Below are 20,572 nucleotides of genomic sequence, written 5' to 3'. Positions count from 1 at the left end.
CGCTCCCTGATGATCAAGGAACGCCCTGGTCAAACGTGTGCGGCCGGAGGTACTCGAAACCACAACCTTCTGATCCGTAGGCAAGGGCATGTCCCAGGTCGGCGGGCTCACGCCCTGGTCGGGTGGTAGATGCGGGCCGGTGGCATGTGATCGTGTAAGGCGGTGTTGCTGTACTGGGCTGCTGTACGACAGCAGTAGTTCGTGAATCAAAAGCGGTCAGGTAGCGACCTGCGAAGATGTCCCGATCATGGCTCTGATCTGCTGCTCTATCTCTCGTCACCTGCCGTCGTTTCGGGCTGCTTCTCGGTACGGTGTTCCCTCATTGTGGCCTGGGTTTCCTCGCTTGTGCCCTGGTCGGAGGCCGCTGGAGGCGGCGGTAGGGGAGGTCGCGCCACGAACTGGGAGAGTGCCTGTGCCCCTCCGACAATTCGCCAGCGAGTCATGTTGATGAAATTCAACCGGGCCGCTTCGATCGCTTCTCGCGCCTGAGCCCATGCCTCCGCCGAGCGGAGTTCTCCCGTTTCGATCCTTCGATTGGTCACCCAGAACGTCTCGTCAACGGCGAGCGCGGCACGGACGATGTCCGGTTCACCCACCAATGTCAGGGTGACCAACGCCTCGTTCCACGGAATCCAGTCCGGATTGCCCTTCCCCTGCCACAGACGGTTCAGGGCGAACTGCGCGCGGTTCGACTCCCGCATGATCATCAAACAGGCATCGATCTGCCGGTCACGGGACCAATGCTGGTTGTGCGCCCGGCGGGTGAGGAGGCTTCCGAGAAGGACGCCCAACAGGGACGCCAACATACCCACGAGCGCTGGAAGGATCACACCAAGCTGCGTCACCCACTCAGTGTGATGACCCAAAGACGTTCAGAAAAGCCTCCATTGGATTTTGCATTACCCCCAAAGGCTCTTAGGGATCACCCCAAAGGGCTTTTTAGCGTGCACGACGTCTTCTCGTGTCTGAAGGGACAGGCGGATCTGACCGTTGCGATCATTTCGCAATTCATAGTTTGTGATTTAAAAGAAATGGGGCTTCCGGTTGGTCGCTTGGTCGCTGTCGTGTCGAACGAATCGGAGAGCGTATGGTGCACCCGAAGAATTGCGAAAGCGCCGAAGGACACTCTTGCAAATGTGCGTGTGGCGGGGTAGAGCATGGCTGGTCCCACAGTCTCAAACTGGCTCGCGATCCATCCCCCGTCCCTCGTCAAAAGGCGAGAGACCGCTGCGACTCCAGATGGGCGAGGGCTCTGCCTCCCGAGGGACGGCCGAAACCCGCTAAGGCGCGACAGGCCGCCACGGACACCGCAAAAGTAGATCTCGCCGACTGGTTGTCCGAGAATCCAGAAACCATCGATCATATCCAGGAAGTCGGCGATACCCTCGTCTGCTCTGTGATCACGAAGTTGGACGAGGGATTCGGTGGCAACGATCCGCGAGGGGCCAGAAAACGAATCAATGATCACCTCTGGTGTGACCTCCTCGTGGCCATGGCCGAGGCTATGGAGGGGTTCGAAAAAGCCATGGACCGAATACCGGAGTGCGTTACGACGATCATCATGCAGTCTCGCGAGGACGAGGGGCGCAAGCCCTTCCTGGAAGCGCTGGTGCGCCTCGCCGTACGAACTGCTTGGGAGCCCATCAAGAAGATGGTCGAAGCTACCGGAGTCCCGGAGATCCAACGGGCATGCCGGATCCTCGCCGTACTGATCTGCCCGGCACCCGAGAAACACAAGGCCGTCCAGGACGGCGCCCTGCTTCCCTTGGCGAAAGAGGGTCTGCTGGCGACCAGTAAGGAGCGGCTTGAGCGAGTCTTCCCCGCGGACTGGGTTCGCCGTCTACAGGAGGGCTTCGGTGACGTCTGAGCAGAGCGGCCAGCGGTTCGGAGGGGACAAACCGCTACGGAGATCGCCTGTGTGAGCCCGCGTTGCTGTACAACGCTGCTGTACAGGCACGAAAAGGCCCTCCGGTTCGTGATCGTCCGCCCAGGTGGCTCCCAAGATGGCTCCCGAAATGCAATCGACTTTCCCGGCACCACCTCGACATGCTTGTCTCCTCGCGAGCTGTCCCTCTCCTCGCCGCCAGTCAAGAAGGGAAGGACATGTCGACGCCTTCGATCCCCAGCAGCCAGATTGCCGAGCTGCTCGACTGGGATGAGACATCATCTCAAGAGCATTTCGACGCCATGGGCAGACTCCTCGGATCGCTCTCTGCCCCTGAAGAAGTCATAGCGCTGGCTCGGGCCTGGTGGGCTGATCCTGACGAGAGGGTGCAGGCGCTCGGATTCGACCTGTTGGCGGTTCAGGCACTCGACTTCCGTTGGCACGTCCCGTCCTTGATCGAAGCGGCGGATGCCCTTCCACTGGACAGGGCACATAAGCACGTGCGCGCGGCTGCCGCCCATGCACTCGCCATCATCTGCGACGACGAACGTGTCCTGTTTCCGCTCTTACGCTTCGCTGACGATCCAGAAGCGGGTATCCGCTGGCAGGTGGCGCGCGGGATTCCCGTCGGTCTCGACCCGCTTCCTGAGGATGCGGTGCAGGTACTGCTGGTGTTGATGCGTGATCCGGATGCCGAGGTACGGGACTGGGCCACCATGATGCTGGGCAGCCGTGCCGAAAACGACGCCCAGGAGATTCGGGACGCTTTCGTCGAGCGTCTGAACGATCCAGGCGAGAATACAGCCGGTGAGGCGGCGATAGCACTGGCGATACGACGTGATCCCCGGATCCTGCCCACGTTGAAACGCATGCTCGCCCTTCCTGACGTGGGCAACCTCTACGTCGAAGCCGCGGCTGAGTTGGGCGACCCGGATCTCCTGCCACTCCTGCAAAAGCTCAAGGCTGACGGCTGGCAGGACGATAACGAACCACGCCCCCAAGTCCTTGATCAAGCTCTGCAAGCATGCGCGTCACGTCCGACATCGCTCGCCTGATCTCTCCGCCCGTCCTGGTATTGCTTCGACAGGTCCGCCGAACCGCATTAGCAGCTCAGCAGGCCATCGTTCAGGACAGTCCCACCTGGACCAACGTCCCCTCCCCAGTCTTCCTGGAACGCGCCGGTACGGCGGTGAACTGCAACCCAAACTGCAACCCGGATCAGAGCGTCAGTCCTCGTAATCCTCGAACTCCCACAACCCGATCCGGCCGATCTTCTCAGCGAGTTCGCCCCATGTCGGGGCCTCCAGTACGGCGATACGGTCGCTCAACCAGCGCGTCACCTCGGCGGGACGCAGCTCGCGAACGAAGAGGTAGTGCCGGCCGATGAGGAAGCGATGATGGCGCAACTGTTCGGCAAGGGCGGATGGAGTGCACACGGTGATCTGGAACTGCTCGTCACCCGGCTCGTTCTGCGGACCGACGTACATCTCCAGGAGTTCGCATGCGTTGGCGGGATCGTCGATGCCACTGCGTTCAAGGTCCGGCCAGCGGAAGAGGGGCACGCGTGCTCTCATCACCCAATGATCGCGCAGCCAGCAACGCGGAGGAGAACTGTCAGCTTGGGAAGCCTTTCGAGATCATGACCCCTGACCTGGGGAAGCGGTGCCCTGCGGGGGAGTCGGTGAATTGCTCGCGGCTCCCCGTGGTCCCCCCTTGATCGCCTAGCGATCGGGCACGCATCGGGCACGCGAGCGTTGCGTCTGCACTCTGATCGGCGCACCGTCGAGCGACCAGCCAACCGTCTCGTGACCGATGACCCGGAGAATGTCACCGAGCCACACCAGCCCTCACCCGATCACGTCATCTCCTGGGACTGGACAGAGACCTGACACACGCCCGGCTCCACGACCTTCGACACATCCACGCCACGACGCTGCTCCTGGCAGGCGTCCCCGTCCACGTCGTCGCCGCTCGACTCGGCCATGCCGACCCATCCATCACCCTGCGCGTCTATGCCCATGTGATCCGAGCGGCAGAAGCCTCTGCAGCCGACATCTTTGCCAAGGTCATCGGAGAACAGTGGGCGCCATCCGGGCGCCAAGCCTGTTAGCAAGGGCGTTAGCAAGAAGCCCGAACGATCAAGAAACCAAGAAAGCCCCTGATGGCATAACGCCTGTTCAGGGGCCTTCTTGCTGCTGTGCGGCCGGAGGTACTCGAAACCCCAACCTTCTGATCCGTAGTCAGATGCTCTATCCATTGAGCTACGGCCGCTCGCTGCGTAAGCAAGCATAGCGGGTTTTGGGCGATGCCTCGAACCGGTTAAGCCATCGCCCTCCGATCAGCCCGTCCGTGCCGGATTCCCCGGCGGAGGCGGGGAATCCGGCGAAGATCCGGTGGGAGGCCGAAGGGAACGTGTCGCGATGGGCGAGGTCAGATGGTCTGGAGGATCATGGCGAGGGCGCCGGGGAAGCGGGTCTCCGGCTGAAATCGCCAGTGACATCGCGGCCCACGTGCGGGGCCGACCGCTGAAAACGCCGGTGACACCACAGCCGCCGTGCGGGGGAAGCGGCTGGAATCGCCGGTGACGCCGTGATCGGACGTGCCGGGTCAGCTGCCGGGATCGCCGGTGACGCCGACCTTCCTGGGGAACAGCGTGTAGCTCAGCGGCCAGAGCACGGCGATCAGGGGGATCTTGAGCGCACCGATCATGAATTCGTTCAGTGCCGTGGTCCGTGACGGGTCGCCGACGATGAGGATCAGGCCGAACAGCAGGGCGCAGGCGATGCCGTACGCGAGAACGATCCGGAACCAGATGCCCCACTCGTACCGGGCCCTCGCCATGCCGCCGGACGGTGGCTGCCACGGTTCGGGGCCGCCGGCGAAGCGGTGGGCGAACTTCGCGTCGGCCCAGGTGATCGTACGGTGGCCGAAGACGATCGAGTAGGCGAGGTAGGCGGCGGCCAGGCCGTGGCGCCAGTCGGCCTGGGCGCCGCCGCGCATGTCGACGACGGAGGCGATGAGCAGGATCACGTCGAGCAGCGGGACCGCCAGCAGCAGCGCGGTGCTGAGCCGGCGCATCCCCCACAGGTAACGTGAGGCGAGTCCCAGGCCCAGCAGGATCCAGAAGCCGATCTCGCAGCCGATGATGATGGCCAGAATCATGAGTCCATGCTCACGGGCCGGTCGGCCTGGGACATCGTCGGCGCTGATGAACCGGCGTACACCCTTATATGTACCGACGATCCTCCCTGCGCCGCTCCTGCGGGCCGTATCGAAATGGTGAGATGACAGGCATGAGACGAGACGCGCTGTGGGCGGTGGCGTGTTTCCTCGTCGGCCTGCTGCTGCTCGCCGCGGGTGCCTACCAGCAACGATGGGCCGCCCTTCTGCTGTTCGCCGGGCCGCTGGCGGTCGCGTGCGCGGGGGTCGCGGTACGGCGGAGCAGGCCGCTGCTCGCGCTCGGGCTGGGGGTGGTGGCCCTCCTCGGCGACCTCGCGATGGGTCCTTCGCTGGGCACGGTCCTGATCGTCACGGACAACCTCTACGCGGGGGTGAGGTACGGTCCCCGGGCGCTGGGCCGGTGGATGCTCGGCATCACCTCGGTGATCGCCGTCGCGGCGGGCGTGGTCGCGGGGGTCGTGTTCAGGCACTGGTCGGCCGCCGCCATCGTCTCCGTCCAGGTGGGGCTGGTCGGGGGGACCCCCGTCCTCACCGCCATGTTCATGAGGCAGCTGCAGGACCTGGCGTCCTCCGAGCGCGCGAGGGCCGAGCAGGTGGCGCGGCTCGCGGAGCTGGACCGGGCGGCCGCGGTGCAGGCCGAGCGGGCCAGAATGGCACGGGAGCTGCACGACATGATCGCGAATCACTTCAGCGCGATCGCCATCCAGTCCACCGCCGTCCTCTCCCGCCGGGACCTGGACGCGCGGGTCGTACGGCAGGTGCTGGAGTCCATCAGGGAGAACAGCGTCGAGGGCATGAACGAGATGCGCGCCATGATCGGGCTGCTCCGGCAGGACGGAGAGGAGCCGGAGGCGACCCGGCGCCGGGTGGCCGAGGCCGGAGAACTGGTGGAACGGGCCCGGGAGGCGGGGCTTGACGTGCGGATGCGGGTGGAGGGCGACGCCAGGGAGCTGCCCGCCTCGGTCGATCTGGCCGGTTACCGGATCGTCCAGGAGTCGCTGACCAACGCGCTCAAGCACGGCGGCAGGGCCGCCGACGTGGTGATCGGCTACCTGCCGGGGCTGGTCACGCTCACCGTGGACAACCCGGTGGGCGCGGCGGGGCGAGAGTTGCCCGGCGCGGGGGCGGGGATCATCGGCATGCGGGAGCGTACGAACCTCGTCGGCGGCCTCTTCGAGGCCGGTCCGCACAATGACGGCTGGCGTGTTCGCGCCGAGTTGCCCACCCTGGAGAGCACGTGACCATCAGAGTCCTCGTCGCCGACGATCACGCGGCGGTCCGCGCCGGGATCGTCCTCATCCTCGACGGTCACGACGACATCGAGGTCGTCGGCCAGGCCGCCAACGGCGAGCAGGCCGTCGCGATGGCCTCCGAACTCCGTCCGGACGTGGTGCTGATGGACATCCGGATGCCGAAGCTCGACGGGATCTCCGCGACGCGCGAGCTGAGCGGGATCGCCGACGTGCTGATCCTGACCACCTTCGACATCGACGAGTACGTCTTCGGGGCGCTGCGGGCCGGAGCCGCCGGGTTCCTGTTGAAGAACACCGACGCCGACGCCCTGGTGGACGCGGTGAGGGTGGTGGCGAGGGGCGACGGGCTCATCGCGCCCTCGGTCACCCGACGGCTGATCTCGGCCTTCGGCGCGTCGGTCCCCAAGCGCAGGTCGTACGAGATCGGCGCTCTCACCCCGCGCGAGCGCGAGGTGCTGGCCTGTATCGGCCGGGGCCTGTCGAACACGGAGATCTCCGTGGAGCTGGACATGGCGGAGGCGACGACGAAGACCCACGTCAGCCGGTTGCTGAACAAGCTGGGTCTCCGCAGTCGCGTACAGGCCGCGATCCTGGCTCAGGAGCTCCCGTGACTCAGGAGTCCTCCGCCCGGATGTGAAAGGGGTCCGGCTCAGGAGCCCGCCACTCGGAGGTGAAAAGGCGCTCCGCCGGGACGCGAAGGGGACTCAAGGGGTGAAGGGGACTCAGGGGTTCTCCGCGGGGACGTAGAGGGCGAGGGTCTCCGCGACGCAGGCGGGCTTCTTCCCGCCCTCCACCTCCACGGTCATGCGTACGTTCGCCAGATAGCCGGAGGGGGTGCCCTTGAGGTCGACGAGCTCGCCCTCGGCACGGATCCGCGCGCCGACCGGGACCGGCGCGGGGAAGCGGACCTTGTTGAGCCCGTAGTTGATGCCCATCGCCAGGTTGCCCACCTCGAACAGTTCCGACATCAGGGAGGGCAGCAGTGACAGGCTCAGGTATCCGTGGGCGATGGTGGCACCGAACGGCCCCTGCTTGGCCCGCTCCACGTCCACGTGGATCCACTGGTGGTCGCCGGTCGCGTCGGCGAAGAGGTTGACCTGCTCCTGGGTGATCTCGCGCCACTCGGTATGGCCGAGGTGTTCCCCGACGGCGGCCTTGAACTCGATGATGTTCGCGAAAGTCCTCATGCCTGGGACTTTATTTCGCTGAGCGCACGGCGAGAAGGTTCACCCTCGAACTCCCCTCGCCTCCCGGCCCCGGGCGAGCGGGTGGGCCTCGGACATCGGTCGCCCCGTGCTCCTCGATGACGTGGGGACGGTCCTACGGTCGCATCGTGTTTTCGCTGTACGGCCCGCGTCGCAACACCGGCCGTTCACACCGCTTCCCTAGCGTGCCCGCCATGAGACGACGCATGACGATCAGCATCGGCGCGGCCGTACTGGCACTCGCGGTGTCCGCACCGGCGATGGCCGACCCCGGCCGGCCCGACTCCGGCCTTCCCTCCACCGAGAGCGCCGGGACGCAGGGGGCGGACTCGCGGCGCCCGGGACCTGGGCACCCCGGCTCCGATCATCCGGGGGCCGACGGCGCCGGATTCGGACGTGCCACGCTGACCGGGTTCGCATTCCTGCCCGCGCTCACCTTCGTCCCCGGCAGCGAGCCGTCGGGATCCCAGCTCGGTACGACTCCCGTCAACGGGGTGACCCCGCCGTTCGCCGGGCAGCCTGTGCAGGGTTTCAGCGGCGTCGTGCGGCGGCACGACGGCACCTTCGAGGCACTGTCCGACAACGGTTTCGGCTCCCAGGCCAACAGCGCGGACTTCCTGCTGCGGGTGCACCGGGTGAGGCCCGACTTCCGTCGCGAGAAGGTGACGGTGCTGGGCGGATTCGACCTGAGCGACCCCGACAGGCGCGTTACCTGGCCGCTGACCAGGGCGGACCGGAAGCTGACCGGCGCCGACTTCGACGTGGAGTCGATCGTGAGGACCGTCGACGGCACCTACTGGATCGGGGACGAGTTCGGCCCGTTCCTGTTGCATTTCTCCTCCTCGGGCAGGTTGCTCGAGGCTCCGATCCCGCTGCCCGGCGTGAAGGCCCCGGAGAACCCCTCCCTCAACGGCGAGCAGCCGAACCTGGGGCGGAGCAAGGGGTTCGAGGGCATGGCGCGCTCGGTCGACGGCCGTACGCTGTATCCGCTGCTCGAAGGCACTGTGAGCGGCGACGCCGCGGGTACGCTGCGGATGAACGAGTTCGACCTGCGCAAACGGTCCTACACCGGCAAGCGCTGGACCTACCGGCTGGAGAGCCCCGACAACGCGATCGGCGACATGATCGCTGTTGACCGGCACCGGTTCCTCGTCATCGAGCGTGACAACCTCCAGGGGGACGAGGCCAGGACCAAGCGCGTCTATCTGGTGGACACCCGCCACGCGGACCTGCGCAAGACCCTCGTCGCCGACCTGCTCGACCTGGCCAACCCGCGCGGGCTGGGCGGGTTCGGGGAGACCTTCCGCTTCCCGTTCCAGACCATCGAGGACGTCGTGATCCTCGACGACCGGACCCTGGGCGTGCTGAACGACAACAACTTCCCGTTCTCCGCAGGCCGTACGCCGGGCAGGCCCGACGACAACGAGTTCATCACCGTGCGCCTGTCGCGTCCGCTCCAGGCCGACAGCCGCGTCTACCTGTAAGGACCCGCGAGCCCTTCCTCCGCTTCCGGACCTTGCCGGGAGGGGAGGAAGGGCTCTATCTTTCTCTTATTTCCTTTAAGCAATCCCGTTTCCCCTACCGTACGAACAACTACGACAAAACACTAAATAACAATAGATAAACTCCCATCGGCATTCACAGTGTCATTTATTTGCTCTGCCTCAACCGTTTCAATACGCTATCTCACGGTCCGAGGGGTATCTCCTAGCTGCTGCCACTTATGGAGCAGTAAGGGATATCAGATGTTTTCGGAACCAGAAACGAGATGGGGAAATATCGTGCTTCCTCGAAAGAGCGGACGGACACCGGGGCCGAACTCCGGCAGGCAGGTGGGCGTTCTCGCCATCGCGGCAGTCGCCGGCATCCTCATGACGTCGAACCAGGTACCGGCCAACGCCACCATCGGGCAGGCCCAGACGCCCGGCTCGATCTCACAGCCGCATCCCGACGGCCACTCCTCCCGACGCCCCGACCCCTCCCGCGACCAGCATCGCGGACGTGAGATGAGGCCCTCCGACAGGTGGCGGGGAAAGCCGCAGCGCTATCAGGACCGACCCCACGGCCGCGACCGCGATCGTGATCGCTACCGCGGGCGCAGGGGCGAGAACGCGGCGCCGGCGGGACGCGAGCGCCTCTCCCGAGAGGAGCGGATGATGAGGGAGCTCCAGGACGACCCGTCATTCCCAGAGATCATCGTTCGCGAGAAATAAATCCGGCGGGCCATTTCCCGTGCCCCGTCGCGACAGAACGCGAAAAGCCGCGCACCACCGCGACGGGGACCGGCCGCCGAAGCCCACCGGGCGACCGGTACGACACGACGAGGAACCGGCCGCGCACCACCGTTCCCGCTTCACTCTCATCGGCATTCCGCGTACCGGAGCGAGCGGGCCACAGCGGTTCCGGGCAAAAGCGAGTCGCCCCGCATGAACCCGGCCACCCCCTCTCCACCGGCCATCCTGAAATCAGCCGTTGAACACTATGAACGAACAATCATTATAAATGTAGCTAAATCGTAGATGAGGTGCAGGTTTTCCTTCACAACACTGTTTATTTGCTCTTCCCGAACTATGGCGGCGCGTTATCCACATAAGCCCCGGGTATCTCCTGTGCGTCATCACTTTCGTGATCACCTGACAGGTCCGAATAGTTTCGGAATTAGTAACGACATGGGGAAATAACGTGCTTCCTCGTAATAGCAAGCGGGTGCCGGCCCTTTCCGGCAAGCGGGTCGGCGCCCTGGCCGTCGCAGCGATGGCCGGCATCCTCGTGATGTCGTCGAATCAGGCACCGGCGAACGCCACAGGGGAGACGAATCTTCTCAATTTCGCACCCCACAGCGACAACGGGGACACCGGGGGTGCCGGCGGGAAAGCCCGGCTTCAAAATTCCGTACACCGTGGCGAGAAGTCCATTCTTCGCCCGTGCCGCCCCACCAAGGGTGCGCGTAACTGCGACTGCCCATCCGGCGGTCGCGGGCCGGGACCCGGCGGTCGAGGGAAGGGGTGCCGCTGGAACGACGACCGAGACCGGCCACGACACCTGGACGACGACGATGATGACGACGACGGCAGAGTGATCGTCGTCCCCGTCAGGAGAAGGCCCCCGGCTCCCACCGCGACCAGCTCCACCAATGCCGCCGGACCTGGGCGCCCGGGGCCCCGTGGACTGCCGGGCCTGCCTGGAATTCCCGGTCCCGCGGGACCGCCCGGACCCGCAGGACCCGCAGGACCACCCGGACCGGCGGGACCGGCAGGACCGGCAGGACCGGCGGGACCCGCAGGACTGAAAGGACTGGCAGGACCACCCGGACCCGCAGGACCACCCGGACCGGCGGGACCGGCAGGACCGGCAGGACCGGCAGGACCCGCAGGACTGAAAGGACTGGCAGGACCACCCGGACCCGCAGGACCACCCGGACCTGCGGGACCGGCAGGACCAGCGGGACCCGCAGGAGCGGACGGAGCGGACGGACTTCCGGGAGCGAACGGACCGACAGGCCCCGCAGGGCCAGCGGGACCCGCCGGCCCGACAGGGCCGGCAGGACCGGCGGGCCCAACGGGACCGACAGGCCCGGCGGGCGCGACAACGCTCGCGAAGCCGACCAAGCCCACGGGATGCGTCACGGCCAGCCCCGTGATCGCTCTTACACCGGTGTGCTCCGTCACCTCTCTCAGCGTTCCCGTCATTCCCGTCGCCTCGACCGCATACGCCGGCTCTCTCTGCCTGCCCGGCCAGTACAGCACCGTCAGCGTTCTCAGCACGGCGGAACCCGTCGGATGCTAGGCCGTACCGAAGCGGCGTGCCGCGGTGAGAACCGCACGGGACAGGGGACAGGCCGCTTCGGTACACGAGTATGACCTCGCGAAATCCGTACGACCCCGGATCGCGCCGTCACAGCACCTGGTGGCGGCGCGGACGAGGCCGGCCGGTACGGCCACCGCGTGATCCGTCGGGAATGGGGACCGAGGATCACGCGGTGGCCGTACCGGCTCGGAGTCTCGACACGGCCCCCACGGCTCACTCTCCAGCGCGAAACGGTCCCACAGCTCACTCCCAGCGCGAAACCGCGACACGACCCACACCCCACGCCCCGACGCGGAGCCGCGACACACCCGCGTCTCACTCTCCAGCGCGACGTCGCGGTGCGACCCACCCCTCGCTCCCCGACATGAAGCCGCGACACGACCCGCGCCTCACTCCCTGGCCCGGGGAAGAACAGCCGTCATGACCAGGCCACCGCCGCCGCGCGGGCGGGCCGTGACGTCGCCGCCGTGGGCACGGGCCACGGAGCGGACGATGGACAGGCCCAGTCCCGCGCTCTTCGACGTGACCAGGCGGTCGGCCCCCAGGCGGCGGAAGGGTTTGAAGAGTTCCGGGATGTCGTAGGGCGGTACGGCGGGTCCGGTGTTGCTGACCTCCACTTCGACGTGCCCCTCGGACGCGGTACGGCTGACGACCCGCACCCAGCCGGTACCGTCGCCGGTGTTGTGCCGGATCCCGTTCTCGACCAGGTTGTGTACCAGGCGTTCGAGCAGGAGCGCGTCCCCGCTGGTGGGCGCGTGCCCCGCCGACTCGTGGACGGTGACCTTCACCTGCTCCGCCTGCTGGGCGGTCTGCGCGATCACGTGAGAAACCACGTCGGCCATGTCCACCGGCGACCGGTCGGCGATCTCGTGTTCGGCGCGGGCGAGCAGCAGCAGTCCCGAGATGAGCTGCTCGTGCCGGGCGTTGATCTCCAGCAGGCTCTCGCCGAGCTGCTTCACGTCGGACGACGCCGCCCTGCGGTGCATGGCCAGCTCGACCAGCGCCCGGTTGAGCGTCAGCGGGGTGCGGAGTTCGTGCGAGGCGTTGGCGACGAACCTGCGCTGGCCGTCGAAGGAGTGGTCGAGCCGCTCGACCATGGTGTCGAAGGCGTCGGCGAGCTCCTTGACCTCGTCCTCCGGGCCGCGTAGCGCGATCCGCGCGTGCAGGCCGTGGTCGGCGACCGTGGTGACCGCGATCCGCCGCGCCGTCTCGGTCACCCGGCGCAGCGGGGCGAGCACCCGCCCCGCGACCACCCATCCGAGGCCCACGGCGACGGAACCGACCGCGACCAGCGCGACCGCCCCCTGGGTGAGCAGCGAGGTGGTCGCGGCGGCGCGCAGCGCCTCCTCCTGCCGCTGCAGCCACTGAACCGCCTCCGGCCCGGTGAACACGTGCCCTTTCGAGGTGATGAAGACCACCTTCCGCTCGCTCCCGAGCCCTCCGTACCTGTCGGCGAAGGACTGGACCAGCTGCTGGTCGAACAGCAGGTAGGTGACGCCGAGCAGGGTCAGACCCGCGGCGAGGAACAGGGCGCCGTACACGAGGGTGAGGCGGGTTCTCAGCGTGAGACCGGGCAACCTGTCGATGATCATGCGATCCGGTACCCTTCCCCCGGCATCGTCTCGATGACCGGCGGCTCCCCGAGCTTGCGCCGGAGTTTGAGTATGGTGAGGCGCACCACGCCGGTGAAGGGGTCGGCGTACTCGTCCCACGCCTTCTCCAGCAGCCGTTCGGCGGAGACGAGCGCCCCTTCCGCGCGCAGCAGTTCGGCCAGGACGGCGAACTCCTTCTTCGACAGCGGCACGTACCGCCCGTTCCTGAACACCTCCCGGCGCGCGGGGTCGAGGGTGATCCCGGCCCGCCGCAGCACCGGTGGCACGGCCGGTCGCGAGCGCCGTCCCAGTGCCAGGACACGAGCGGCGAGTTCGGCGAAGGCGAACGGCTTGGCGAGGTAGTCGTCGGCCCCGAGGGACAGTCCGGCCACCCGGTCACCGATCTCCGCGGCGGCGGTGAGCATGAGCACCCGCGCGGTCGACTCCGACGCGACCAGTTCCCTGCAGACGTCGTCTCCGTGCACAACGGGCAGGTCACGGTCGAGAACGACCACGTCGTAGTCGTTGACCGCGATGCGTTCCAGCGCCGCCGCGCCGTCGTGCGCGGTGTCGACCGCGTGTGTCTCGCCGCGCAGCCACTCGGCTATCGCACCGGCCAGCACGCGCTCGTCCTCCACCACCAGCACTCGCATCGCGTTCTCGTACTCCCTCGTCGTGTACGGACGAGGCGATGGTGGCGTACGCGGTGTTTGCTCGCCGTTAGCTCCGATGGAAACGCGACCGAAACGCGCTCCCCTGTTGCATCGCCTCTCGAACGGCCGGTGGAGAGCCGGCCGAAGGAAGAGGAGAAGATCATGAGAGTTCTCGGCGCCCTGGCGCTCGCCCTGGTCCTGACAGGGTGCGGTACGGCCGGCGACGACGCGGACGTGGCCTCCGCGACCGGCGGCGACAAGCCCGCCGTGAGCGCCGCGCCGAGCCTGGACCAGCACGAGAAGGGGATCAAGTTCGCGCAGTGCATGCGGGAGAACGGCGTCGACATGCCGGATCCCGAACCCGGCAAGGGCGTCGCCGTCCGGATCGGCAAGGGCACCTCCAAGGAGGCGATGGAGAAGGCCACGGCGGCCTGCAAGGAGTTCTCCCCGATGGGCGACGCCGGACCGGGCGGGGGTACGGACCCGCAGAGGGCCGAGTCGATGCGCGAGTTCGCGAAGTGCATGCGCGAGAACGGTGTGGAGGAGTTCCCGGACCCCGAGGGCGGCGGGCTGCGCGTGACCGGGGCCATCGGCGAGGACCCCGATTTCCAGACCGCGCAGGAGAAGTGCTCGAAGAAGTTCCTGCCCGAGGCGGGTCAGGGAGGCTCCTGATGTGCGCGACCACTCACCTGCCGAGACGCGCCCACCCTGGTCCGGCCCGTCAGGAGGTCTCCCGATGAGCGCGGCCACCCTCCTGCCAAGTCCATCCGACCCGTCAGGAGGACTCCCGATGAGCCCGACCACCCTCCTGCCAAGACGCCCCCATCCCCATCCGCCCCGTCAGGAGGACTCCCGATGAGCCCGACCACCCTCCTGCCAAGACGCCCCCATCCCCATCCGCCCCGTCGGGAGGACTCCTGATGGGCACGGACACCCTCGACGACGGAACGGACATGGACGCGTCCTCTCCCCCCTCGCGGCGACGCCGCGGCCGAGGCCGTGGCAGGAAGGTCGCCGGACTGGTCGTCGCGGTCGCCGTCCTCGGAGCGGCCACCGCGGCCGCGAACGGCCTGCTCCGGCCGGGCGGCACCGGAACGGACAGGACGGCGAACGTGCTGCCCCCGGCCACCACGACGGTGCAGCGGCAGACGCTCACCGACACGCGGGACGCCGACGGCGAGCTCGGCTACGGCCCGGCCACCACCGCGGTGAGCCGGCGGCCCGGCACGCTCACCTGGCTTCCGGACAGCGGTGACCAGGTCACCCGCGGCAAGCCGCTCTACAGGGTGGACAACGAACCGGTGGTACTCATGTACGGCGCGACGCCCGCCTATCGCGACCTGCGGATCGGCACCAAGGGGGCCGACGTCAGGCGCCTGGAGCGCAACCTCCGCGAGCTGGGCTACACCGGCTTCACCGTGGACGACGAGTACACCGGCGCCACGGCCTCGGCGGTCATGCGGTGGCAGGACGACCGGGGTCTGGCGGAAACCGGCGTCGTCGAGCTCGGCCAGGTCGTCTTCGCCGGTGGCAGGATCCGTGTGGACAGCCTGCAGGCCGAGGCGGGCCAGCCCGTCGCCCCCGGCCAGAAGGTGCTCACCTACACCGGCACCACCAAGGTGGTCACCGTCCGGCTGCAGGCGGAGGACCGGCGGATGGCGAAGAAGGGGGCGAAGGTGTCGGTCACCATGCCCGACGGCAGAAAGGTGGCGGGCATGGTCACCGAGGTCGCCACGATCATCGAACCCGGGGAGGGCCCGAACGCGGAGCCGCAGACGAGGCTTGAGGCGCTCGTCTCCCTCGACCGCCAGAAGGCGGCGGCCGGCCTCGACCAGGCCGCGGTGGACGTGACCTTCACGGCGTCCAGGCGCGAGGACGTGCTGACCGTACCGATCTCCGCGCTCGTGGCGCTGAGGGAGGGCGGGTTCGGCGTCGAGGTCGTCGAGGGCGCCCGGTCCCGCTATCTCACGGTGAAGACGGGCCTGTTCTCCGGCGGCCGGGTCGAGATCTCCGGGGACGGCCTCGACGAGGGGATGACCGTGGGGATGCCGAAATGATCTCGCTGTCGAATGTGACCAGGGTCTACCCCGGAGGGGTCACCGCGCTGGCCGCGGTCTCCCTGGAGATCGGACCCGGCGAACTCGTCGCCATCGTGGGCCCCTCCGGCTCGGGCAAGTCGACGATGCTCAACGTCGTCGGGACGCTCGACCGTCCCACCTCGGGAACCGTACGCATCGACGGGTACGACGTCTCGACGCTGCCGGACAGCGGGCTCTCCGCGTTGCGGGCGACGCGGATCGGCTTCGTCTTCCAGCACTTCCACCTCGCCGCCAGGGTTCCGGCGCTGGACAACGTGGCCGACGGCCTCCTCTACACCGGTCTCGGCCTGTCCGAACGGCGACGCCGGGCCTCGGCCGCGCTGGAACGGGTCGGGCTCGGCCACCGCCTCGACCACGAGCCGCACGAGCTGTCCGGTGGCGAGCGGCAGCGCGTCGCGATCGCCCGCGCCGTGGCCGGGGATCCTCCGCTGCTCCTCGCCGACGAGCCGACCGGCGCACTGGACTCCGTCTCCGGAGCCGGGGTGATGGAACTGCTGCGCGATCTGAACGCCTCGGGCACCACCATCGTGATCATCACGCATGACCGGGAGATCGCCGCGAGCCTGCCCCGGCAGGTACGGATGCGCGACGGCCGAATCGTCGCCGGCCTCGGTGTGGCGTGATGGCCGTGACCGATCGGACGGAACCTCCGAAGCTGGTCCCGGCCAGGATGCGACCGCGCGACGTGATGCGGGTCGGCGCGGTCGGCCTGCGCACCCGCCCCCTGCGGGCGTTCCTGTCCGCACTCGGGGTGGCCATCGGCATCGCCGCGATGGTCGGCGTGGTCGGCATCTCCTCCTCGTCGGGGGCCGAACTCGACCGTACGCTCTCGGCACTGGGCACGAACCTGCTCACCGTCTCCTCCGGCCGGACGCTGCTGGGCGAGACGGCGAAGATGCCGATGGACGCCGAGGCGATGATCGAGCGGATCGGCCCCGTGGAGTCCGTCTCCGCGGCCGGGCGCGTCGACGACGCCAAGGTCTACCGGTCCGAGGAGATCTCCGAGGCGCAGACCGGGGGGATCTCCACCCACGCCGCCCGCCTCGACCTGCTGTCCACGGTGGGCGCGACGGTGCGCAGCGGCACCTGGCTCAACGGGGCGACCGAACGCTATCCGGCCGTGGTGCTCGGATCGCGGGCGGCGGAACGGCTCGGGGTGGGCGCGGCGGCACCTGACACCCAGGTCGTCGTCGGCGGCGTGCGGTTCACCGTCATCGGAATCCTCGACCCGGTGCCGCTCGCCACCGAACTGGACGACGCGGCGCTGATCGGCTGGCCGGCCGCGGAGAGGGCGCTCGACTTCGACGGGTATCCCACGACCCTCTACACCCGCTCCGACGAGTCGAGGCTGGAGTCCGTCCGCTCGGTCCTGGCCGGTACGGCGAACCCGCAGGCGCCCAACGAGGTCGAGGTCTCGCGCCCGTCCGACGCCCTCGCCGCCAAGCAGGCCACCAGCCAGGCGTTCACCGGGCTCCTTCTCGGGGTCGGCGCGGTCGCGCTGCTCGTCGGCGGCGTCGGGGTGGCGAACACCATGGTCATCTCGGTGCTGGAACGGCGCCCGGAGATCGGCCTGCGCCGCTCGCTCGGTGCGACGCGCGGGCAGATCCGCACGCAGTTCCTCGCCGAGTCGCTGCTGCTCTCGGCTCTGGGCGGGGCGGGCGGCGTCCTCCTCGGCATGGGCGTCACCGCCGGATACGCGCTCTACCAGGGGTGGCCGCTCCTGCTCCCCGTCTGGGCGACGATCGGCGGTCTCGCGACGACCCTGGTCATCGGCGCCCTCGCCGGCCTCTACCCCGCCGTCCGCGCCTCCCGGCTCTCCCCGACGGAGGCGCTCGCCACACCGTAGAGACGCTCGCCGCCGTCGTAGCCGACCCGCCCCGGTCCCGGGAGGCGCGGATGAATCGTGACTATCCACCCCGAAACAGGGCAGAGGGCGCGCATGGTGAACCCCTTGGACATCGCGCTCGTCTTCCTCATCCTCGCCACCGGAGGCTTGGCCGTCCGCCACTACGCGCGGCAGCACCGCGGAAACAGTGACGCCCCCGGAAGGGATGAGGACGTCTACCGTCCGGTCTGAGGAGCTTCCGGCCTTCCGAGATCGCGGAGACGGCGAAGGCGGTCCTCGGTGTAGGCGACCAGGCGCGCGGCGTCGTCAGGGTCGAGCGTCTTCAGTGACCTGTCGACCGCCTTGCCCCGGTCGATCGCGGAGAGCGGTTCGGTCGGCGGGTTGTCGATCCACTCGACGATCGGCCGGACCGCGTCGGCCACCGGGCGCGCGAAAAAGGTCGCGAGCAGCTTGATCGTCCCGCGGACCAGCGGATTCGGATGGCCGTCGACCCCGCTGCGGGTGAAGCCGGGGTGATAGAGAACGTAGCGGACTGTGTCCCCGCCGTCCCCGCCGTCCCCGCCGTCCCCGCCGTCCCCGCCGTTCCCGGAGCTCCCGGACTGATTGGCGAAAGCGACGCCGAGCAGGTCGTTCGCCCTCCCGGCCTGGAGCTGTGCACGCACCTGGCCGTACCCGCGGGTCAGCTGGGGGTCCTCCCAGAAGATCCGGCCCGCGGTGTTGCCGACCCCGGCGACGTTGACGACGACCGGGGCGGGTGCGGCGTTCAGCAGCGGCCGCAGACGAGAACCGAGCAGATAGCGGCTCAGGTAGTACAGGGCGAACGTGAACTCCAGCCCGTCCACGGTCTCCCTGCGCTTCGGGCTTATCCGGTTGGCGAACAGGGCGAGCGCGTCGACGGCGTCGTGGCGCTCGGCGATGTCGGCGACGACCCGTTCGACCTCGGCGATCGAGGACAGGTCCGCGCGCAGGAACCGCAGGTTCGGATTCGCGGCGTGGTCGAGCAGCGCGCGCCCCTTGGCCTCGCTGCTGCCGATCACGGTGACGCGGTCGCCCCTCGCGAGCCGTTCCAGAGCGGTCGCGCGCCCCATGCCATCGGTCCCCCCACTGATGATCACGGTTTTTCCCCGTTGGCCCGGCATCGTGTCCTCCATAGGCTGGTGATCGGCCGGTCCAATCGTCGGGCTGCCACGTCGGAGACGGAAGAAGGCAGTTTCATGTCCGGTACGCACACGGGTGTTCCCTCGGTGCTGGCTCACACGTTGCCTCGTCCGGTGCCGATCGACGAGTTCGAAGCGTGCCCGGTCGGGGACGTGTTCCGACGCCTGGGCGACAGGTGGAGCATGCTGCTGCTGGTCCTGCTCGGCGGTCGCCCTCATCGGTACAACGAGCTGCACCGCGCGATCGAAGGCATCAGCCAGCGCATGCTGACCCGCACGCTGCGCACCCTGGAAACCGATGGTCTGGTACGGCGCGAGGTGTATCCCACCGTTCCTCCCAGCGTCGAGTACAGCCTCACCCCGCTCGGCCGGACCCTGCTGGAGCCCCTCTCGGCCCTCGCCGACTGGGCGGTGCGCCACGAGGCCGACATCAACGAGGCCCGCTCCCATCACACCGACGCCAGGTAAGGGCCTCATCGGCCCCATGCCGGCCATGGTGCGGGCGTGGACTCCCCTTCCCCGGCCTGCACGCGATCGACTCAGGTGAGGCATCCCAAGCCGGGAAAGCTCAGAGGGCCGAGATCATGTTCAGCCCGGTGTACGCCAAGGAGTTCTCCGACGCCGAGGCCGTCGACGCCGAGCTGAAGAAGATCGGGGAAGGGCTCACCTCCACCCTGTGACCCGGTGGCGGACCATGAACGGAGTCGGCCTCCCCTGGTCCGGGGGATCACCCCGGACCAGGGGAGGCTCGTCCTTCTTCCTTCAGCCTGCTTCCTGCGGATATGCCGTGCCGGTGGGAGGCCGCCGGCCGCTGTTCTCAGGCGTTGCCGCCCCGGCCCCGATCGGCACCGGCAGGTGCCGTCCTACGACCCGCTTCGGGTCCACTTCTGGTTGTTGCCGCCCCAGCAGGAGTAGGTCTGGAGCAGGGCCCCGTTGTTGGAGTTGGCGGCGTCGAGGCACTGACCCGACTGGACGTTCACGATGGAGTTGTCCGAGTTGATGCGCCACTTCTGGTTGCTGCCGCCCCAGCAGGAGTAGATCTGCACCTTGGAGCCGTTACCGGTGCCCGCGGCGTCCAGGCACTTGTTGCCGTAAACGCGGAGCTCCTGGTCGGAGGTGTAGGTCCATTGCTGGTTGGAGTTGGTGTGGCAGTCCCACAACTGGAGCTGGGTACCGTCGGTGGTCGAGGCGTTCGGTACGTCCACACATCGGCCGGATGCCACGCCCCGGATCTGTCCCCCGCTACCCGAGGGCGGCGGGGTCGTGGTCGGGGTCACCGTCGGGGTGGGGTTCGGGTTGGGGCTCGCGGCGTTGAGCGCGTTCAGCACCGAGGTGTAGGCGGCCTTCTTGTTGCCGTTGCCGTCGAAGAGCAGCGGGCTGGTGTTGGCGCCCAGCCAGGAGTCGCTGTCGCGCACACCCCACACGGTGATGCCGGTGCAGCGCGCCACCGCCAGGCAGTCGTTGACCACCGCGGCGTAGGTCTGGGCAGAGCCGCCCTGGATGTCCAGCTCGGTGATCTGCACGTCCACGCCGAGGGCGGCGAAGCTGGAGATGGTGGTGCGGTAGTTGCTGTTGTAGGCGCTTTGGCTGTTGAAGTGCGACTGCAGGCCCACACAGTCGATCGGCACGCCGCGCTGCTTGAAGTCACGGACCATGTTGTAGACGGCCTGGGTCTTGGCCCAGCTCCAGTTGTCGATGTTGTAGTCGTTGTAGCAGAGCTTGGCGGCCGGGTCCGCGGCGCGCGCGGTGCGGAAGGCGACCTCGATCCAGTCGTTGCCGGTGCGCTGCAGGTTGGAGTCACGCCGTCCGCCGGAGTTACCGTCGGCGAAGGCCTCGTTCACCACGTCCCAGGCGTAGATCTTGCCCTTGTAGTGGTTCATCACACCGTTGATGTG

22 protein-coding genes and 1 tRNA gene are annotated in these 20,572 nt (G+C 67.9%); 13 read left to right on the top strand and 10 right to left on the bottom strand.

The features are described from left to right. Window positions 1-266: 266 nt before the first annotated feature. A complete protein-coding gene (locus AB0B96_RS28030; protein ID WP_362903316.1) occupies window positions 267-845 on the bottom strand; it encodes a hypothetical protein in 579 nt (192 codons plus the stop codon). Between the two features lie 488 nt (window positions 846-1,333). On the opposite strand from AB0B96_RS28030, the gene AB0B96_RS28025 reads away from it, so the two are divergent. Together AB0B96_RS28025 and AB0B96_RS28020 are read left to right on the top strand one after the other, a co-directional pair. After that, window positions 1,334-1,867 carry a hypothetical protein gene (locus tag AB0B96_RS28025; RefSeq protein ID WP_362903314.1) on the top strand — a complete coding sequence of 178 codons (534 nt, stop codon included), beginning with the start codon at window positions 1,334-1,336 and terminating at the stop codon, window positions 1,865-1,867. 236 nt (window positions 1,868-2,103) lie between these two features. Beyond that, on the top strand, window positions 2,104-2,940 hold the full coding sequence (locus AB0B96_RS28020) for a HEAT repeat domain-containing protein (protein ID WP_362903312.1): 837 nt from the start codon (window positions 2,104-2,106) through the stop codon (window positions 2,938-2,940). 171 nt (window positions 2,941-3,111) lie between these two features. Here the strand turns inward: AB0B96_RS28020 and AB0B96_RS28015 are convergent, their stop codons facing one another. Then, entirely contained in the window at window positions 3,112-3,459 is a 348-nt protein-coding gene (locus tag AB0B96_RS28015; protein ID WP_362903310.1) for an Imm8 family immunity protein, read from the bottom strand. Window positions 3,460-3,752: 293 nt separating this feature from the next. Here AB0B96_RS28015 and AB0B96_RS28010 point away from each other — a divergent pair, with 293 nt between their 5' ends. Further along, window positions 3,753-3,995 (top strand): tyrosine-type recombinase/integrase, encoded by a 243-nt coding sequence (locus tag AB0B96_RS28010; protein WP_362903518.1) that lies wholly within the window; start codon window positions 3,753-3,755, stop codon window positions 3,993-3,995. 88 nt (window positions 3,996-4,083) lie between these two features. Here the strand turns inward: AB0B96_RS28010 and AB0B96_RS28005 are convergent. Both AB0B96_RS28005 and AB0B96_RS28000 read right to left on the bottom strand, forming a co-directional pair. Continuing rightward, a tRNA-Arg gene (locus AB0B96_RS28005) sits at window positions 4,084-4,156 on the bottom strand. Between the two features lie 336 nt (window positions 4,157-4,492). Then, window positions 4,493-5,047 carry a hypothetical protein gene (locus AB0B96_RS28000; protein ID WP_362903308.1) on the bottom strand — a complete coding sequence of 185 codons (555 nt, stop codon included), beginning with the start codon at window positions 5,045-5,047 and terminating at the stop codon, window positions 4,493-4,495. 131 nt (window positions 5,048-5,178) lie between these two features. Between AB0B96_RS28000 and AB0B96_RS27995 the strand changes: the two genes are divergently transcribed. Both AB0B96_RS27995 and AB0B96_RS27990 read left to right on the top strand, forming a co-directional pair. Next, complete coding sequence (locus AB0B96_RS27995) at window positions 5,179-6,306, top strand: histidine kinase (RefSeq protein ID WP_362903306.1); 1,128 nt, start codon at window positions 5,179-5,181, stop codon at window positions 6,304-6,306. Beyond that, window positions 6,303-6,929, top strand: coding sequence for a response regulator transcription factor (locus AB0B96_RS27990; RefSeq protein WP_362903304.1), 627 nt, complete (start codon window positions 6,303-6,305; stop codon window positions 6,927-6,929). The genes AB0B96_RS27995 and AB0B96_RS27990 overlap by 4 nt, the downstream gene beginning before the upstream one ends. A gap of 111 nt (window positions 6,930-7,040) precedes the next feature. Here the strand turns inward: AB0B96_RS27990 and AB0B96_RS27985 are convergent, their stop codons facing one another. Then, on the bottom strand, window positions 7,041-7,505 hold the full coding sequence (locus tag AB0B96_RS27985; protein ID WP_362903302.1) for a MaoC family dehydratase: 465 nt from the start codon (window positions 7,503-7,505) through the stop codon (window positions 7,041-7,043). Between the two features lie 212 nt (window positions 7,506-7,717). Here AB0B96_RS27985 and AB0B96_RS27980 point away from each other — a divergent pair, with 212 nt between their 5' ends. Next, window positions 7,718-9,007: an esterase-like activity of phytase family protein gene (locus AB0B96_RS27980; RefSeq protein WP_362903300.1), complete on the top strand. Its 1,290-nt coding sequence runs from the start codon at window positions 7,718-7,720 to the stop codon at window positions 9,005-9,007. A gap of 297 nt (window positions 9,008-9,304) precedes the next feature. Further along, window positions 9,305-9,736, top strand: coding sequence for a hypothetical protein (locus AB0B96_RS27975; RefSeq protein WP_350942138.1), 432 nt, complete (start codon window positions 9,305-9,307; stop codon window positions 9,734-9,736). An 878-nt stretch (window positions 9,737-10,614) separates the two neighbouring features. Here AB0B96_RS27975 and AB0B96_RS27970 read toward each other — a convergent pair. The 3 genes from AB0B96_RS27970 to AB0B96_RS27960 form a co-directional block, all read right to left on the bottom strand. Continuing rightward, entirely contained in the window at window positions 10,615-11,112 is a 498-nt protein-coding gene (locus AB0B96_RS27970; RefSeq protein ID WP_362903298.1) for a hypothetical protein, read from the bottom strand. Between the two features lie 607 nt (window positions 11,113-11,719). Continuing rightward, window positions 11,720-12,922, bottom strand: coding sequence for a HAMP domain-containing sensor histidine kinase (locus AB0B96_RS27965; RefSeq protein WP_362903296.1), 1,203 nt, complete (start codon window positions 12,920-12,922; stop codon window positions 11,720-11,722). Next, window positions 12,919-13,575, bottom strand: a complete 657-nt coding sequence (locus AB0B96_RS27960) for a response regulator transcription factor (protein WP_362903294.1) — start codon at window positions 13,573-13,575, stop codon at window positions 12,919-12,921. The genes AB0B96_RS27965 and AB0B96_RS27960 overlap by 4 nt, the downstream gene beginning before the upstream one ends. Window positions 13,576-13,737: 162 nt before the next feature. Here AB0B96_RS27960 and AB0B96_RS27955 point away from each other — a divergent pair, with 162 nt between their 5' ends. The 5 genes from AB0B96_RS27955 to AB0B96_RS27935 all read left to right on the top strand — a co-directional run bounded on the left by AB0B96_RS27955 (window position 13,738) and on the right by AB0B96_RS27935 (window position 17,751). Next, the gene (locus tag AB0B96_RS27955; protein WP_362903292.1) at window positions 13,738-14,247 is read left to right on the top strand and encodes a hypothetical protein; all 510 of its coding nucleotides are present in this window, start codon (window positions 13,738-13,740) and stop codon (window positions 14,245-14,247) included. A 248-nt stretch (window positions 14,248-14,495) separates the two neighbouring features. Beyond that, complete coding sequence (locus AB0B96_RS27950) at window positions 14,496-15,632, top strand: peptidoglycan-binding protein (RefSeq protein WP_362903290.1); 1,137 nt, start codon at window positions 14,496-14,498, stop codon at window positions 15,630-15,632. Continuing rightward, window positions 15,629-16,297, top strand: a complete 669-nt coding sequence (locus tag AB0B96_RS27945; RefSeq protein ID WP_362903288.1) for an ABC transporter ATP-binding protein — start codon at window positions 15,629-15,631, stop codon at window positions 16,295-16,297. Before AB0B96_RS27950 ends, AB0B96_RS27945 begins: the two co-directional genes overlap by 4 nt. Window positions 16,298-16,344: 47 nt before the next feature. Then, a complete protein-coding gene (locus AB0B96_RS27940) occupies window positions 16,345-17,520 on the top strand; it encodes an ABC transporter permease (protein WP_362903516.1) in 1,176 nt (391 codons plus the stop codon). A 93-nt stretch (window positions 17,521-17,613) separates the two neighbouring features. Beyond that, window positions 17,614-17,751 carry a hypothetical protein gene (locus AB0B96_RS27935; protein WP_362903287.1) on the top strand — a complete coding sequence of 46 codons (138 nt, stop codon included), beginning with the start codon at window positions 17,614-17,616 and terminating at the stop codon, window positions 17,749-17,751. Here AB0B96_RS27935 and AB0B96_RS27930 read toward each other — a convergent pair. Next, on the bottom strand, window positions 17,736-18,635 hold the full coding sequence (locus AB0B96_RS27930; RefSeq protein ID WP_362903286.1) for an SDR family NAD(P)-dependent oxidoreductase: 900 nt from the start codon (window positions 18,633-18,635) through the stop codon (window positions 17,736-17,738). The genes AB0B96_RS27935 and AB0B96_RS27930 overlap by 16 nt on opposite strands. 99 nt (window positions 18,636-18,734) lie before the next feature. Here AB0B96_RS27930 and AB0B96_RS27925 point away from each other — a divergent pair, with 99 nt between their 5' ends. Then, entirely contained in the window at window positions 18,735-19,145 is a 411-nt protein-coding gene (locus tag AB0B96_RS27925; protein WP_362903284.1) for a helix-turn-helix domain-containing protein, read from the top strand. 395 nt (window positions 19,146-19,540) lie between these two features. On the opposite strand, the gene AB0B96_RS27920 is transcribed toward AB0B96_RS27925, so the two are convergent. After that, window positions 19,541-20,572, bottom strand: a 1,032-nt coding sequence (locus AB0B96_RS27920; RefSeq protein ID WP_362903282.1) for a ricin-type beta-trefoil lectin domain protein, incomplete at its 5' end; no start/stop codon positions are given.

Origin of the sequence: Streptosporangium sp. NPDC049046, from assembly GCF_040649155.1 — a bacterium.
Lineage (GTDB): Bacteria > Actinomycetota > Actinomycetes > Streptosporangiales > Streptosporangiaceae > Streptosporangium.
Note: the sequence above shows the minus strand (reverse complement) of the source record. Positions and strands in the feature narration are given on the sequence as shown.